This window comes from Rhodoflexus caldus (assembly GCF_021206925.1).
Classification (GTDB): domain Bacteria; phylum Bacteroidota; class Bacteroidia; order Cytophagales; family Thermoflexibacteraceae; genus Rhodoflexus; species Rhodoflexus caldus.
Map to the genome: position 1 here is coordinate 1 of NZ_JAJPRF010000027.1, position 14,163 is coordinate 14,163.

The window sequence follows — 14,163 nt, forward strand, 5'->3', positions numbered from 1 at the left end:
ATTTTTTGGTGAATCAGATTAGAAGCAGAGTGAAGCAAAAAGAGCAGATATTAGAAAATCTCCAATTAACCGCAGGCTTACATAATTACAAGTTGAAATTTTCAATCAATTGATTTTCAGTATTTTAACTTCCAAAAAGTCTAATGTTAGTGGGAAGTGTCATTTAAAATTACAGGCAACGTTTTCGGGCTTTGCGTTCGGGCGGGTTTCGGAGCACAAAACTGTCAACCAGCACTGAACTTGAATAGAAGCACAAAGCTCCAAGTTTGCACGTCACCCCGCCTGACGCAAAACCCGTGTTGGGCGTTCGTTCTTCTCTTTCTGTCAAGTGTTTTTCTTTTCAGTTATCCAAAACCTATGGTCTTTGTCAAGAAACACCACATAAAATACATTGTCTTCAAAATATCCTATTACACACTCTTTTCCCTGAATGTGCATAGAACACCACGCGATGTCTTCTGGAATATGTTTTGGGTGATAAAAATCTGATTTATCAGGAAATGTTCCTTTTGGATATTCTTTGATAATTTGTTGTCGGGTTGCTTCAATTCTGGTCAGTCCACAAACACCCTGAATTTTTCTAATGGCTAATGCAAGTAAATTTTCTCCTTCCCAAAGCTCAAACGATTGACCTTGATTACTATCAAAGTCTTTGAAACTTATGACGATAAATCTTTCTCTCTGACCTGAACGTAAATCAATGCTTTTAACTTCTCTTTTGTAGGAAGCAGCATTCCTTTCATTAAACTTGTTCTGCTTCCCTTTTCCCATAGAGTAAATCGTTTAATTTTTCATCAATGTCAAAGTATGGTATTGCTCCGTATTTGCCTTCAAAGTAATTTTTGTCAAATGCGGATTTGTTTCTGACTTTGTCGGTTTTAAAGTCGGCTAAAGAAAATAACTCGGAAGCTCCGAACTGATTTTTTTCTACAAACCAAATTTGGTCTCTTCTAAATGTCTCTTTGTTGAGCAAGGAAATGTCATGAACAGCACAAATTAACTGGGCTTTACTCTTGTTAAACTTGTGAAAAAAGTCAACAAGACGCAAGGTTAAATGACTATGTAATCTAGAGTCAAGCTCGTCTATGATTAATACTTTTCCGTTTTGAAGTGTATCATACCAAGGACCGAGTAAGTATAGAAGTTTTTTAGTTCCTTCGGATTCCTGCTTATCAAAGTTGAATGGAACAGTATCAACTAAAATATTGTTCTCATCGTATTTTCTATGAAAAGTGATGAGTTGGTCTCTTTTGGGTTGCTTTGACTGTATTTTCTGAATACTTGTAAGAAGATTTATTATTTCTTCATCTTTCTCTTTATCTCTTAAAGTTTCAAGGTCTATTTCGTTAACATCTTCTTCCGTTGTTGAAAGATTGGCTATCTCTAAGTATTTTACGAAATGTAAAACCCAATTAAAAAACTGTTTATCTGATTTTAATTTGTCAATAGTGTATCGTTTGTGTCCACGGTCATGAATTCCATTCACGAAATTGAATTTTTTGAACCAGTCCACGATATTTGTAGAAGTCTCTTTACCTAAAGTGGCTAAAAGGGAAAGAAATAAAACATTCTCTTTTACATCTTCTTCTTTTCCCAGTCCTTCTTTAAAAGCAGATTTGTTTACTTCAATCTTTTGTTGGTCTCTTTTGAATAGATAGACTTCTTTACTAGTTGTATGAAAAAGCCATTCGGCTACAATTTTGTCGTAGTCTATTTCAAATCCGTATCTATACTTAGTGTCTTTTTGAATGAAAGATATTTCAAAAAAGCTGGTGTCTTTCTCTGTCTTGGTATTAAGGGCGAATTTTTCTAATGGGAATTTTCTTTCGCTATTCTCCATTAAAGCATCTCTGAAAGAGTTTAGAACAGTTTGCTTCATGAAGCCCATAGCTTCAAGAAGATTACTTTTACCGCTTGCATTGTTGCCGTAAACCACTGCCGATTTTAAGAGATTAAGATTGGTTCCTGTCTCAATTATGTGTGTCTCTGGGTGTTCCTTAAAAGACTTGGCTGCCACCATTGAAAGTGTTGTTAAGTCTTTAAATGAAAGGAAGTTCTCTATGCTGAATTCTATTAACATGTCTTTTATTGTCCGTTTGAACTAGTCTGCAAATATACGTCATAATTTGAAATTTGCAAACTTTTTTCATATTTTCGTTTTTGATTGGCTGTTTTCTCCTTTTGACGGGTGTTTTAGAATGACGCCCAACGTTTTCGGGCTTTGCGTTCGGGCGGGTTTCGGAGCACAAAACTGTCAACCTGCACTGAACTTGAATAGAAGCACAAAACTTCAAGTTTGCACGTCAGCCCGCCTGACGCAAAACCCGTGTTAGCGGGTCGTTGTTCTTCTTTTCCCAGCATACTTTTACTCACTATCTTAGGTCAAAAGTCCTTGTTGCATCTGTATTAGCAGGTTTGGTGTGGCAATTGATACATTTCTGTCCTTTCATTCCAATAGAATAGGGTTTTGTTCCGTCCACATTCACTTCATACCATAACCATCCATTTCTTGCATACTTGTTAGATGTTTCCTTCTTCATAATAGCATATTGAATTAAATTTCCATTCAGTCCATCAAATGCTTCTTTTACTATAATTGTCCCATTGGGAAATATTGTTCCTTTTGGAAGCCTTCCATTATTGTCCAAAACTCCATTGCCAATAGTATTTATACGGACTCTTTCAAATTCTCTTGGTGAGTTTGAAACGGATTGAACAATTGTCGGGTGAAATACTGTGTACTGATAGTCTGATGTGTCCGCAATTGCTTGCATCAATTGAGTGTCTTCAGGAACTGGACCTGGATTAAGTTCTTCTCTGTTACAAGAATTTATTGTAATTACAGTTGCAAATAGAAAGAAGGTCAATCCAGATAAAAAATTCAATTTGTTTGTCTTCATATCTAAGTTATTTACTTTGCATGTGTTTTATACAATGCCCGCTAACGGTTTGCCGCTTGCCGCAGGTGGCGATTTAGAAGCACTAAACTGTCAACCTGCACCGAAGCTGAATAGAAGCACAAACTTTCAATTTTGCACGTCACCGCCACTTGCGGCAAACGGCTGTTAGCTGCTGCCTTTCTTTTCATCAAGTCGTTTTTTTAGTTTGTCAAGCGATATTGTTTGTTGCTTTTTTTCTTCGTCTGTTAGTTTTTTATAATCTTCTATTCTGTCATTGAGCGTTTTTAGTTGTCCTTGAATGGCATCTTCGTCATAGTCAATAAAAGTCATTTCGTAAAGGCAATGTGCTATTATTTCTAAATCTGAAAAGTTTTTAGTCGTCTCTGTTGCTATGTCCATACCAAGCCATTTGTCCCACTCTAAAAACTCTATTGCGTAACCGTTTGTAATGTCGTTTGGGTCTGGTATTTTTTTCTGTCCTGATACGTCAACGTATGTTTCTTTATCGCTTTCAAAGTTTGGGTCGCAGTCATATTCTTTCAAAATAATTTCTAACTCGTCATAGTCAGCCGGCTCGGTTACTTTAAGTTTTTCATAAATGTTTCTGTATTCGTCAAGCATTCTGTCTTGGTCGGGATACAGTTTTAGCAAGGTCAGCTCAACGCTAAGCCAATTGTATGATTTTATCAAGTCATATAGTTTCATTTTCCCTTGCTGTTATATTTCAAATTTAAAAAATTTTTTTTCTGTTCTGCGAAATGTTAGTTGGTGTCTTGCGATATGATTGTCAAACCGTTTAACTAAGTCCGTAAGACGGTGAATTACTGTCCCCCGAAACAGAAGTAGAGTAGAAGCACTAAACTTAAATTTTATGTTGTCGTTGAGTTAGAAGTCCGAAGGGGACAGTCATTCAACGTCTAATTGTTACTCCGTCAAGCCGTCTGAGTGTCGTGTCGTAAGGTTGCAGCTAACGTTTTGCCGCTTTGCGTTCGGGCGGGTTTCGGAGCACAAAACTGTCAACCTGCACTGAACTTGAATAGAAGCACAAAGCTCCAAGTTTGCACGTCACCCCGCCTGACGCAAAACCCGTGTTAGCGGGTCGTTGTTATCTTTTCGTCACTTTATATGGTTTTCCTTTGTCGTCATAAGTTGTCCATTCGCCAACAGGTTCTCCATTTTCAAAATGTCCTGAACGCTTTATTGTTCCGTCTATTCTGTACCATTCCCAATAACCTTCGGGTTTCCCGTCAAATATTTTTCCTTTTGACCATATTGTCTTGCCGTTAGCGTGATATTTTATGGTTAAACCGTCAACAACGTCTTGCTTTTTCTCTTTCATAAGGTGTCAGATTTTTGTTCTTGAATTACAGTGACACTGTCTAAGTTCGCTCCGTTGCTTTTTAAAAAAGCGAAGGTCAATTTATCAACTTTGCAGTCTATAAACTCGACTTTATTGAATTTGCGATTGTGCTTGAAAAATGAGTTTAAAATTGTAGCATTTTGAAATTTCACTTTTTTGAACGAACAATTTTCAAATGTACAATCTTCAATTTTTCCCTTAAATACAATCTCTGAAATACCAACATTTCTGAATGAAGTATGCTTAAATATAGCATCATCAATTGTGTTTCTGTCAAAATTACTATTTAGTATTTCGCTACCTGAAAAATTAGCTTTACTGAAATCACAATCTTTTATTTCGGTCAAAGTAAATTGACTGTCAATTAGTGAACAGTTCAAAAATGAATTTTTTGCCAATTCCGAAGATTGAATTTTACAATTTCTCATATCCGATTCTGAAAAGTCACTAAAGGAAATTTCATTGCTCTTAAAATTCAAACCTGATAAGTCTGATTTTATGAACTTACAATTCTTAATGTTAGATGAACTAAACTTGTCTTTCAAATCCTTTAAGCCCGAAAAATCAGCATCAATCCAATTTCCTTGGGACATATCCCAATTCCAATCAAATCGCTTTTTAGATTCTTCCTTTGATTGTTCGGTGTTCTGTCTGTTTGTAACAAGTTCAGTGTCTTTTTCAATAGTCAAACTTTGAAAAGTGTCTGAAAAATAATTCAAGTCCACACCAAAGATTTCAGCAAGGCGGTTGAGAACTGTAATGTCAGGTAATGACTCGCCACGTTCCCATTTTCCGACTGCTTGCGGGCTGATTGAAATTTTGTTAGCAAGTTCTGCTTGTGAAAGATTACTTTTCTTTCTTGCTTCGGCAATCTTGTTGCCAATAATTTTTGAGTTGAGCATCATATTTTTATGTTTTTAAATGATGCTGCAAAGTTATTTTGTCTGTGAGCGATACCATTAAAAAGTCTGCTACTTACAGTTGTAAAGTCGCTACATTCAGTTGTTTTCTGGCAACTATTGGTTGTTTTTAAGTCAGACTGTCTAAATAGTTCTGTTTTCAATCTTTTTTCTCTTGCTTGTTAGTCTGTGTTTTAGTTGTGTAGGTCTTTTTTACAATGCCCGCTAACGGTTGGCGGCTTGCCGCAGGCGGGGTTTTTTAGCACCACCGTTCATTTGGAAAACCGCACTTCAATTATACGAAAAAACTGTCAACCGAAGCACTGAACCCCCGCTTGCGGCAAACCGCTGTTACCGGCTGCCGTTCTTTTCATTTGTTTTCATTAAGTTTAAGTTTCATCATTATGTCAGTCTGTTCGTCATTGCCTAACTTGAAAATATGTTTATCAAACTCTACAAAACCGTTTTTCTTGTAAAAGTTTATTGCTCTCGGATTTTTTTCCCATACACCAAGCCAAACATAGTCAGCGTTTTTCTGTCTTGCGATTTTAATTGCTTGGTCATAAAGTAGTTGTCCAACGCCTTTTCCGTGATATTCTTTCAGCACATAAATTCTTTCAATTTCAACGGCTTTGTTGTCTTGCAACTCTGTCTGTGATTGTCCGAAATTCAGTTTTAAATAACCGATTACTTTGTTGTCAATTGTTGCGAAATAAAACTCAGAGTTATTGTCGCTAAGTTCTGTTATCAGTTTAGTAAACGAAAAAGCTTCGTCAAGATATTTGTTCATATTTTCTTCGGTGTTTCCCGAAGCGAATGTTTCGTAAAATGACAGTCTGCCGATTTTTTGTAATTCTTCAAGGTCGTTAGTTGTTACTTTTCTTATCTCAATGTTGCTCATACTTGTCACTAAATATTTTTGTCTGCCAAAGCGTTACTGTCAGTCGTCCGAAATTGTCTGTTTAGTCGTTAACCAAGTCCTGTCATACCTGAATTACTGTCCCCCGTGACTGAACTGAAATAAAAGAACAAAAGTTGAGAGTTTAACTGTCGCATACTAAAAAGTCCCGATGGGGGACAGTCATTCAGCGTCTAATAAAACTATCGTCAATGGTTGCACTGTCAGTTTCGCACGGTTGCCGGTAACGGAAAAATGTTTGCGAAGGGCGGGTTTAAATAGCGCTTCCCTTGCCCTACGCACACAGTTTACAGAAAGCACAAAAGCCTAAATTTAGCACATTAGCCCGCCTTTTCGCAAACATAATGTTGTCATCAGTTTTTTATTCCTCGTGCAGTATGCCAAGCACTTCATTTAGGGATTTGCCAAATACTCTGCTATCTATTGGATTTCCTTCTAATTGCAATTTACGCAAATTTTTCAGGCTTGCCAAGTTTTTGGGTATTGTTGTTAATTTGTTGTCTTGTAAGCCTAAATAAGTTAGATTTTGAAAATTCAAAATAGCCGAAGGTAAATTTGAAAGATAGTTATGTCGTAATTCAAGAACTTCTAATGCAGGAAATTCTAAAAAATCAGGCAACTCCGTTAATTGGTTTTCACTTAAAGTCAATTCTTGAAGTTTTGGACATTTGAACTCATAAGTAAATTTCCGAATATTATTTTTTGCCAAAGATAAATAAACAAGATTTGGCAATTCTTGCAAATATTTAGGAATACTCTCCAACTTGTTACCTGTCAAAACTAATCTTTTTAAGTTCCTTAGTTTTGTAATAGAATGCGGTATTTCAGTTAGTTCGTTAAAACTTAAAATAAGATGTTCCAAATGTTCTAACTCAAACAAGTTGATAGGCAAATGAGTTAATTTTGCATTTGAGAGATTTAAAAACTTGTCCTTATTATCTTTTGCAAATCTGATTTTGCGTTGCACATCTGTATTCAAATCAAAAACTGTAATGTTTGTATAAGAACTTTTTGCAACTAAAATACGCCCTGCTTTGAGCCAATGGGTTAGATTGTTAAGTGTTTGAAGTTGTCCGCCAAATATGTAATCATAGCCTTCGTTTTGGGCATATTCCACGGAAGCATTGATTAACTTTTTGCCTATTCCTAAGCCAAGAAATTTTTTAAAAACTAAAAGAGCAATTCCTTCTAATGCCTTTTTGTGTCTATACTCACCAATATCTATCTTGTACTCTATATGGATTTTATCTTTTCCAACCATATCATTTTTAAAAAGAGAAGAATAATTGCCTAATAGATAAAACCCTGCTAATTCACCACAGTAAGTTGCTTTCAATGAAATATCAAAGTTTGTTGCTTCTAATAAAGCATTTTTATCACTTTCATAGTTATACTGTTCATCATATTCAGAAAAATAGATTAGGGTTTCATCTACAAAAAAGTCTTTTTCCTGTTCCGATATGCCTACCGTAATAAGTATGTTTTCGCCTTTTTCATTCTTGAAATAAAATGGGTTTTTAGTAAGTAAAATTTTATGTCCTTCTTCTATACCTGCCATTTGTGGAATAGGTAGGTTGCCTCTCTGTTCAAATTCATATTTCAAATTTTCAAAGATTTCGCCTACTGACAAGTAAGGTCTGCTATTGTCCAAACCATTTTTTAGGATTTCAATTAGGTAGCCTGTAAAGTTTGTTGGGATATTAGGATTAGTAGGGTCAAAAGTTGCAGGGGTAAATTCATCTGCTGAGGTAACAATATAAGTGCCTTCAAATTTGTGAAGTTCTGACCTTAATTGGCTTTCCAAACTTCCCATATTCCCTATAATTTTACCACTGTGGCAACAGTCTAAAATGACAAGTTTTTGTCCTGCTTTGCTACCTTTTATAATTTCCTTGAAAGTATCTATGTTGATACCTGTATATTCAAGATGTTGTTTAGTTGTTTCAGAAGTCGTAAGATAAAGGTTAAAATTTTTGTCGCTAAGTATTCCGTGTCCTGAATAATAAACTAAAAGAGTATGATTTAATGTTTTAGCCTCTTTTGCCAAATCAACCAAAGTTGTTTCTATTTTGGTTTTACTTTCGTTTAGTAAAACTAAGACATTTTCACGAGGAATGCCTGCTATACTTTTATCTAACAAGTATTCCTTCAATTTATTGATATTTACTTCCACATTTGGAATAGGGCTAATACTTTTATCTGCGACAAATTCGCTTGCTCCTATAAGCAATACCTTAAACTTAGAATAATCCATTTCTATGAAAGGTTAGAGTTATCAGCAAGAATTAATTTAACTAAGTCCTCGACCTTCTTGGGGTCTTTGCCTGATAATTTTACATACTTTGTCTTTTCACCCTCTGAAACCTTAATTTCAATTTCGGTGTTGAAACTTGCTATGTATTTTTGTAAACACTTTACTAATTCCGTTAGTGGCTGACTTGCAGCACGAATAACGCCACTTACAGAGCCTAAAATCCCACCTGCTCCCATTTGTCCTTCTTGGTGTTCAGTTCTTTTAACAAGTAACTCGTCAAGGTCTTCTATTGACTGCTTTTCAAGAAAGTTTTTAAAGTTGATAACTTGTTTTTCGGCATCCTCACCAATGAGGGTTAATTCAAAATTGAGATTTTCCATTTCCGTTGTTTTGTTTAAAATTGATGACAACGGAAAAATGTTTGCGAAGGGCGGGATTAAATAGCAATCCCTTGCCCTACGCACAAAGTTTATAGAAAGCACAAAAGCCTAAATTTAGCACATTAGCCCGCCTTTTCGCAAACATAATGTTGTGGGCTGTTTTTTCTTTTTCAGAATGGTAGTTCATCTTCAAGTTCGCTGTTTTCTGTTTTACTTACGCTGGTTGTTTGGGCAGTCAATTTGTCCAACTCTAAAAACTCTCTCAACTTTGCAGGTAAAAAAGTTTCAGGATATTCTGTAAATGTCTGAACCGCACTAAGTATGCCCAAACTGTCTTTGTCGTCTGACTGATAGCCTAAAACTCTTTCAAGTTTTGGAATATTGAAATGTATTTTATCAATTCCAGCACTTTTTAGTAGTTTCCAATTTGTCGTAATCATTGCTTTTAAATTAGAACTTCTATCGTTTGTGCCGTCTTTTAGATACAAGTTACCTTGTTTTAAAGCATTTTCATCTAGAAAAGCATCAAGTTCTTTTATAAAATCGGTATCAAAATCCCAATCGTTGATTACAAAATAGTCTAATCCAAAATGTTTGCATAACTCAATCAATAAATACGCTGTTGCTTTTCCGTGATGTACTACAAAAGCAATATTCAAGAAACTAAGATATGTTTCAGCGTACTTCTTATCTCTTTTTGCTTTCTCAACTTCTTTTTCAATAGCAATTTTATAGGCTAAAACATCATTCGGTCCTTCTACTAATACAACTTTTCGGCTGAATAAAATCTTATTTAAGTTTGGTTCAACCGATTTAATGTAACTATTGAAATTGGCAAAAGATATAATTTCTTGCCCGTTAATATTTGTTGGCATAGTAGGTGAAAATTCACCAACATTATTATACTTAATGACGGTCTGCTTGCTCTGTTCGTCAAACTCTATCCGAATAATGCCTTTGGTGTCAAAAATATCAACCATTCTATCCGAATGTGTTGTGTAGATTACTTGATGCCCCCTTTCTGCTAAGTTACATAAAACCGTTTTGTAGAAATATTCTTGGTGATTTTCGTGTAAAAAACTCTCGGGTTCTTCAAACAAAAACAAACACTTATCATCTGTATTACTCTCTGCAATAGCCTGAATGACTGCCATTACAAACATTGAGATATAGCCATCTCCAAAGTGGTCAATTGGAATTAAATTTTCACTTTCACCATTCAAACCAACTTTAAAAATCATTTGTAGAAAAATATCTTCATAATCGGGTAAGCCGAAAACCACTTCACAACTATTATTTCTCAAATTAGTAGAATAATTAGCCTTAATCTTATCAATAAAGGCACTTAGTTGAGAGTTTTCAAGAACTTTATCAGTTGCTGTTTTAACTTCGTTTTCATAAGTTTCTTGTTTCTCAGCCATATTGCTATCTGTATCAACAATTTTCTTGATGTGTTTGGCTAAGAATGAAGTTAAATTACCCCAACTTGTTTTTCGTGTGCTTATTTCTTCTTTTATGTTGTGAAAATTGATGTAGAAAATATTGTAATGTTTGTTCATTCCGAACATTGACGGTTGCATTCCCGATTTTAGTTCGTTATCGTCTATTTCTGTAAATATTTCATAATTTCCTGTTATGGACTTATTCATTTTTTGCTTGTTTCCATTTTTATCGGTATAATGGTGTTCAAATTCACTTCCTTCTAAATTGATTTTAATATTCAGATGATTGTTATAGTCTAAATTATGTGGGTCGTTTAGTTCAAATGTGTTTGCTTGAACAAACTTATTACCAATACCAAACAAAATACAATTTATCAGATTGGTTTTTCCTGAATTGTTATAACCTACTATCGCAATCGGCTTTTTGTAGTCTTTGTTTGGAAAGGTAAATTCTTGTTCTTTGCCAAAAGAACGGTAGTTTTTAATCTTGATAGAGTTTATTCTTATTTCTGACATTTAGTTTGTTTTTCGTTTCTAAAATAGCCCACAACGTTTTCGGGCTTTGCGTTCGGGCGGGTTTCGGAGAACAAAACTGTCAGCCAGCACTGAACTTGAATAGAAGCACAAAGCTCCAAGTTTACACGTCACCCCGCCTGACGCAAAACCCGTGTTGTGTGCCGTTATTCTCATTCTGCCTTTTCTATTGTCTGTAAAATGTATTTTGTTTTCTCTTTCTCTGTCACTTTCAATTCTTCTATTATTTCTTGGCAGGTCAGTTTGTAGTTAACAGTCTCAACTGTCACTCCTTGTAATGTCTGCCCCTGTGCTTCACCACTATATTCCTTCTCGTCGTCAAGGTTAAAAATTCTCCAAGTTCCTTTTTCAACGTCAACCTGCACAAAGAACCCTAAAAAGGTTTTCGTTTCTTCTGTCAGTTCTTCTGATAAGTTAAGGACTTCATATATTTTTTCGGCTTTTACCTTATCAATAATTGTCAAGTGAACCTTTTCTTGGTTAGGTGCAAACCATTTATGTTTTAATTTTATATCGTTGTCAATTAGCTTTTTGACAAGTTTTTTTAAACTACTAAGAGTGTGTCCTTTTACTGTTCTTAGCGAAGCAATAAAGTCGTCTTGGTTTTCAAAATCTTTTGTTATTTCATCAAATTTTTCAAGTCCTAACTCTATAATTGCGTTGCCCCACAGGTCTTTGTATGATGTAGAATATAGATGAAGATTGAAAGAGCTGTAAGAAGAAGCAAATGCACGTAACTTGTAATTGTTAGGAACATAAAAGGATTTTTTCTCTTTTATATTTCTCTGTGATAACGCTTTCTTGTAACTATTCTCAATGATGATTTGGTAAAGTTTAACAATGTCGCCAAGATTGTCGGCATCAATACTATAATTGTCTTCACTGTCAGATACAGCTAAATGAACAACAGCATTATTTTTCTCAATGGCTTCATTTAATATTAACTCTTCCCCTTGCAGTTGCTTTTGATAAATGAAACCTTCATCAGGTAAGTATTCGTCAGGAAGGCTTTCCCCTTCCCATATTTTAGCTTCAATAATTTCTTTAACTTGATTAAAGAATAACCAATTATTGATTTCTGGCTTTTCAAATATTTCTCTTAAATCAACCTTACCATTAATAAAGTTGCTAAGTCTTTTTGTTGAGATAGCTGTTGAAATATACTTAGTCTCTTGATTGTCTGTTGATATTAAAAGGCATAAGTAATTAGTCCCAACATTATCATATGCCACGAAAATTTCGGGGAAGTCATAGTAGACTAAAATTTGTGATATGGTTAATGTTGTTGTCATTGCAAAGTTGTTGCCGAAGCTATATCAAATGATTGAGTTCTCCACCAAGAGTAATGGTTAGGTTTAAAAGTCTGCAATACCAAACCATCATTATTGGTGAGTTCTAACTTCATTGCCGATTTGCCTTTGTGTCGTGGAAGTTTTAGAAGGTTTAAACATTTATCAATGTTGTCCCATACAGATAAAGAACGGGCTATACACTCCGAAACGTTTTTATACTCACAAGTCGGACAAAGTGCTCGTTGTGATTTGAAATCTTCATCAGTCGGTGGTGAAGTTTCGCAAAGTCTGTAAAACACAAGTCCGTTCGGGCCAAAAGCATTGTCCGGTGGGCATTGTTCTGGTAAGGTTTCACTCCAATTCATTTTTCGCTTTGTCGTCTTTTATAATGGCACACAACTAGATAATATACGCAACTCGCGTACACTATCATTGCAATGATACGCATTAGCAAGGAAACAAGCAAATTTATAAAATTAAAAATTTAAGTTGTTGAAAATGAGATTATTATGCCTTTTCGGCAATGCAAAATACGCAATGCGACAATACAAAATGCGTAACAGGGTAGTGCTTGCGTATATCTAACCGACAATACAAAATGCGCAATAGGCGATATTTATGCTTTTTTGTCCAATAACAGAAACTCTTCTGCGATTACTTCGGTAATATAACGCTTTTTTCCGTGCTCGTCTTCATAGCTGCGGGTTTTTAGCTTGCCTTCTATGTATAACAAACTACCTTTTTTGATATATTTTTCGGCAATATCTGCCATATTTCGCCAAAAAATGATGGTGTGCCAATCGGTTTGGGTGTGTAGTTGTCCTTGTTCGTCTTTGTAGCTGTCGTTGGTTGCCAGCATCAACTTAGCTACTTTTAGCTGATTGCTGAGTGTCTTTACCTCCGGTGCATCACCTGCATGACCGATAAAGGTTACTTTATTGAGCCCTTTCATAAACTAAAACTATTCTAAGGTGTCTAATGGACTTTTGATGTTAGAAATGTGCTTCTTGCTTACGTGTGTATAGCGTAGCGTTGTTTTGATGTCGTTATGTCCCAAAAGTTCTTGTATAAATTTAATATCTGTACCGCGTTCAAGTAAATGGGTGGCAAAACTGTGCCGCAAGCCGTGTATACCTACTTGCTTGTTAATCTTAGCTTTTTTCAGCGCATTTTTGAAGACTTGTTGCACGCTGCGTATGCTATATTGTTCGCCGTATTGTCCTTCAAAAAGATATTTTTTAGGACGGTATTTCCGGTAATATTCCCGTAACTGTTCCAAAATTGTTTCAGGCAGGTTTACATATCTGTCTTTTTTGCCTTTGGAACGTTCTATCAGAACTTGCATATTACTGCTGTCAATATCGGCTATTTTTAAATTGACAATTTCACTGACGCGCAGCCCTAAACCGTAACAAAGTTTGAGCATGGTATTATGTTTTAAATTGGTTGTTACGGCAAATAGTTTTTTCACATCTTGCGGACTAATTGCCTTAGGCAAAATAGTTGGCTTTTTAGGTCGCGGAATTTCTACAAATATTTTTTCTTTGCCCAATACTTGTTCAAAATAAAACTTAACGGCATTGATACGGCTGTGCAGGGTGTTTTCGGACAATTTCAAAGTATTGATACAGTAAAGAAAGTAACTGCGTTCGGCATCTAATTGCGTAACATCTTTATTTTTGAGAATTTGCAGCAATGCCCCAAATTCATTGCGATACGTTTTAATCGTATTAGGACTGTAACCTTTGAGTTGTAAGGTTTCTATGAATCGTACCATGGCTGAGTGATTAACCTGATGAATACCCAATAGGTAATCTTCATAATACATTGCTTTCGGTTCAATACCAAACTTTTGACGATAGGCAGGAATATCTAATACGTACCATGCCTTATGTGTCCGACTCCATCGCGCACCGGTTAAACTACGCACCCATTTGTTCAGCTCAGGTGTAGGTTTAAAATGGATAAAAATAACATGCTTATCCCGATGAACAGCGAAACGATAGTCAATAAGTGTCTTAAAGTCCTGCTCCATAGTAATATCAAATTTAGCTGTTTCAACCATCACTCCACCAGCGCCTCCCGCAGAATCTCCGCCGGATGCTGTGCCGTGCGCCCCGTGCCATCATGGATTTGGTGGCGGCAACTGGTGCCGGGGGCGGCTATCAGTGTACGGCTGTCGG

At 35.6% G+C, this 14,163-nt stretch carries 14 protein-coding genes; all 14 read right to left on the reverse strand.

Annotated elements, in window-relative coordinates; translation table 11 throughout:
- Positions 1 to 324: 324 nt before the first annotated feature.
- The 14 genes from NDK19_RS16625 to NDK19_RS16690 all read right to left on the reverse strand — a co-directional run bounded on the left by NDK19_RS16625 (position 325) and on the right by NDK19_RS16690 (position 14,015).
- Positions 325 to 771, reverse strand: a complete 447-nt coding sequence (locus tag NDK19_RS16625) for a hypothetical protein (protein ID WP_250633039.1) — start codon at positions 769 to 771, stop codon at positions 325 to 327.
- Positions 743 to 2,080: an AAA family ATPase gene (locus NDK19_RS16630; RefSeq protein ID WP_250633040.1), complete on the reverse strand. Its 1,338-nt coding sequence runs from the start codon at positions 2,078 to 2,080 to the stop codon at positions 743 to 745. The genes NDK19_RS16625 and NDK19_RS16630 overlap by 29 nt, the downstream gene beginning before the upstream one ends.
- Before the next feature lie 292 nt (positions 2,081 to 2,372).
- A complete protein-coding gene (locus NDK19_RS16635) occupies positions 2,373 to 2,900 on the reverse strand; it encodes a cytochrome P460 family protein (RefSeq protein WP_250633041.1) in 528 nt (175 codons plus the stop codon).
- A gap of 165 nt (positions 2,901 to 3,065) precedes the next feature.
- Positions 3,066 to 3,605, reverse strand: coding sequence for a DUF6557 family protein (locus tag NDK19_RS16640; RefSeq protein ID WP_250633042.1), 540 nt, complete (start codon positions 3,603 to 3,605; stop codon positions 3,066 to 3,068).
- Between the two features lie 400 nt (positions 3,606 to 4,005).
- Positions 4,006 to 4,239 carry a toxin-antitoxin system YwqK family antitoxin gene (locus tag NDK19_RS16645; RefSeq protein WP_250633043.1) on the reverse strand — a complete coding sequence of 78 codons (234 nt, stop codon included), beginning with the start codon at positions 4,237 to 4,239 and terminating at the stop codon, positions 4,006 to 4,008.
- Positions 4,236 to 5,165: a helix-turn-helix domain-containing protein gene (locus NDK19_RS16650; protein WP_250633044.1), complete on the reverse strand. Its 930-nt coding sequence runs from the start codon at positions 5,163 to 5,165 to the stop codon at positions 4,236 to 4,238. The genes NDK19_RS16645 and NDK19_RS16650 overlap by 4 nt, the downstream gene beginning before the upstream one ends.
- A gap of 364 nt (positions 5,166 to 5,529) precedes the next feature.
- Positions 5,530 to 6,060: a GNAT family N-acetyltransferase gene (locus NDK19_RS16655; protein WP_250633045.1), complete on the reverse strand. Its 531-nt coding sequence runs from the start codon at positions 6,058 to 6,060 to the stop codon at positions 5,530 to 5,532.
- Between the two features lie 379 nt (positions 6,061 to 6,439).
- Complete coding sequence (locus tag NDK19_RS16660; protein ID WP_250633046.1) at positions 6,440 to 8,332, reverse strand: caspase, EACC1-associated type; 1,893 nt, start codon at positions 8,330 to 8,332, stop codon at positions 6,440 to 6,442.
- Between the two features lie 2 nt (positions 8,333 to 8,334).
- Positions 8,335 to 8,712: a hypothetical protein gene (locus NDK19_RS16665; RefSeq protein ID WP_250633047.1), complete on the reverse strand. Its 378-nt coding sequence runs from the start codon at positions 8,710 to 8,712 to the stop codon at positions 8,335 to 8,337.
- Positions 8,713 to 8,882: 170 nt separating this feature from the next.
- The gene (locus tag NDK19_RS16670) at positions 8,883 to 10,670 is read right to left on the reverse strand and encodes an ATP-dependent nuclease (protein WP_250633048.1); all 1,788 of its coding nucleotides are present in this window, start codon (positions 10,668 to 10,670) and stop codon (positions 8,883 to 8,885) included.
- Positions 10,671 to 10,840: 170 nt separating this feature from the next.
- Positions 10,841 to 11,980 (reverse strand): DUF6575 domain-containing protein, encoded by a 1,140-nt coding sequence (locus NDK19_RS16675; protein ID WP_250633049.1) that lies wholly within the window; start codon positions 11,978 to 11,980, stop codon positions 10,841 to 10,843.
- Positions 11,977 to 12,345: a hypothetical protein gene (locus NDK19_RS16680; protein ID WP_250633050.1), complete on the reverse strand. Its 369-nt coding sequence runs from the start codon at positions 12,343 to 12,345 to the stop codon at positions 11,977 to 11,979. The genes NDK19_RS16675 and NDK19_RS16680 overlap by 4 nt, the downstream gene beginning before the upstream one ends.
- 251 nt (positions 12,346 to 12,596) lie before the next feature.
- On the reverse strand, positions 12,597 to 12,932 hold the full coding sequence (locus tag NDK19_RS16685) for a single-stranded DNA-binding protein (RefSeq protein ID WP_250633051.1): 336 nt from the start codon (positions 12,930 to 12,932) through the stop codon (positions 12,597 to 12,599).
- A gap of 9 nt (positions 12,933 to 12,941) precedes the next feature.
- Positions 12,942 to 14,015, reverse strand: coding sequence for a tyrosine-type recombinase/integrase (locus tag NDK19_RS16690; protein ID WP_250633052.1), 1,074 nt, complete (start codon positions 14,013 to 14,015; stop codon positions 12,942 to 12,944).
- Between the last annotated feature and the right edge of the window lie 148 nt (positions 14,016 to 14,163).

Excerpts from the sequence above, each read along its gene's own strand:
- NDK19_RS16690 (WP_250633052.1), bottom strand. The coding sequence starts at position 14,015 with ATGGAGCAGGACTTTAAGACACTTATTGACTATCGTTTCGCTGTTCAT.
- NDK19_RS16660 (WP_250633046.1), bottom strand. The coding sequence starts at position 8,332 with ATGGATTATTCTAAGTTTAAGGTATTGCTTATAGGAGCAAGCGAATTT.
- NDK19_RS16680 (WP_250633050.1), bottom strand. The coding sequence starts at position 12,345 with ATGAATTGGAGTGAAACCTTACCAGAACAATGCCCACCGGACAATGCT.
- NDK19_RS16670 (WP_250633048.1), bottom strand. The coding sequence starts at position 10,670 with ATGTCAGAAATAAGAATAAACTCTATCAAGATTAAAAACTACCGTTCT.
- NDK19_RS16635 (WP_250633041.1), bottom strand. The coding sequence starts at position 2,900 with ATGAAGACAAACAAATTGAATTTTTTATCTGGATTGACCTTCTTTCTA.
- NDK19_RS16645 (WP_250633043.1), bottom strand. The coding sequence starts at position 4,239 with ATGAAAGAGAAAAAGCAAGACGTTGTTGACGGTTTAACCATAAAATAT.
- NDK19_RS16625 (WP_250633039.1), bottom strand. The coding sequence starts at position 771 with ATGGGAAAAGGGAAGCAGAACAAGTTTAATGAAAGGAATGCTGCTTCC.
- NDK19_RS16655 (WP_250633045.1), bottom strand. The coding sequence starts at position 6,060 with ATGAGCAACATTGAGATAAGAAAAGTAACAACTAACGACCTTGAAGAA.
- NDK19_RS16650 (WP_250633044.1), bottom strand. The coding sequence starts at position 5,165 with ATGATGCTCAACTCAAAAATTATTGGCAACAAGATTGCCGAAGCAAGA.
- NDK19_RS16685 (WP_250633051.1), bottom strand. The coding sequence starts at position 12,932 with ATGAAAGGGCTCAATAAAGTAACCTTTATCGGTCATGCAGGTGATGCA.
- NDK19_RS16665 (WP_250633047.1), bottom strand. The coding sequence starts at position 8,712 with ATGGAAAATCTCAATTTTGAATTAACCCTCATTGGTGAGGATGCCGAA.
- NDK19_RS16640 (WP_250633042.1), bottom strand. The coding sequence starts at position 3,605 with ATGAAACTATATGACTTGATAAAATCATACAATTGGCTTAGCGTTGAG.
- NDK19_RS16675 (WP_250633049.1), bottom strand. The coding sequence starts at position 11,980 with ATGACAACAACATTAACCATATCACAAATTTTAGTCTACTATGACTTC.
- NDK19_RS16630 (WP_250633040.1), bottom strand. The coding sequence starts at position 2,080 with ATGTTAATAGAATTCAGCATAGAGAACTTCCTTTCATTTAAAGACTTA.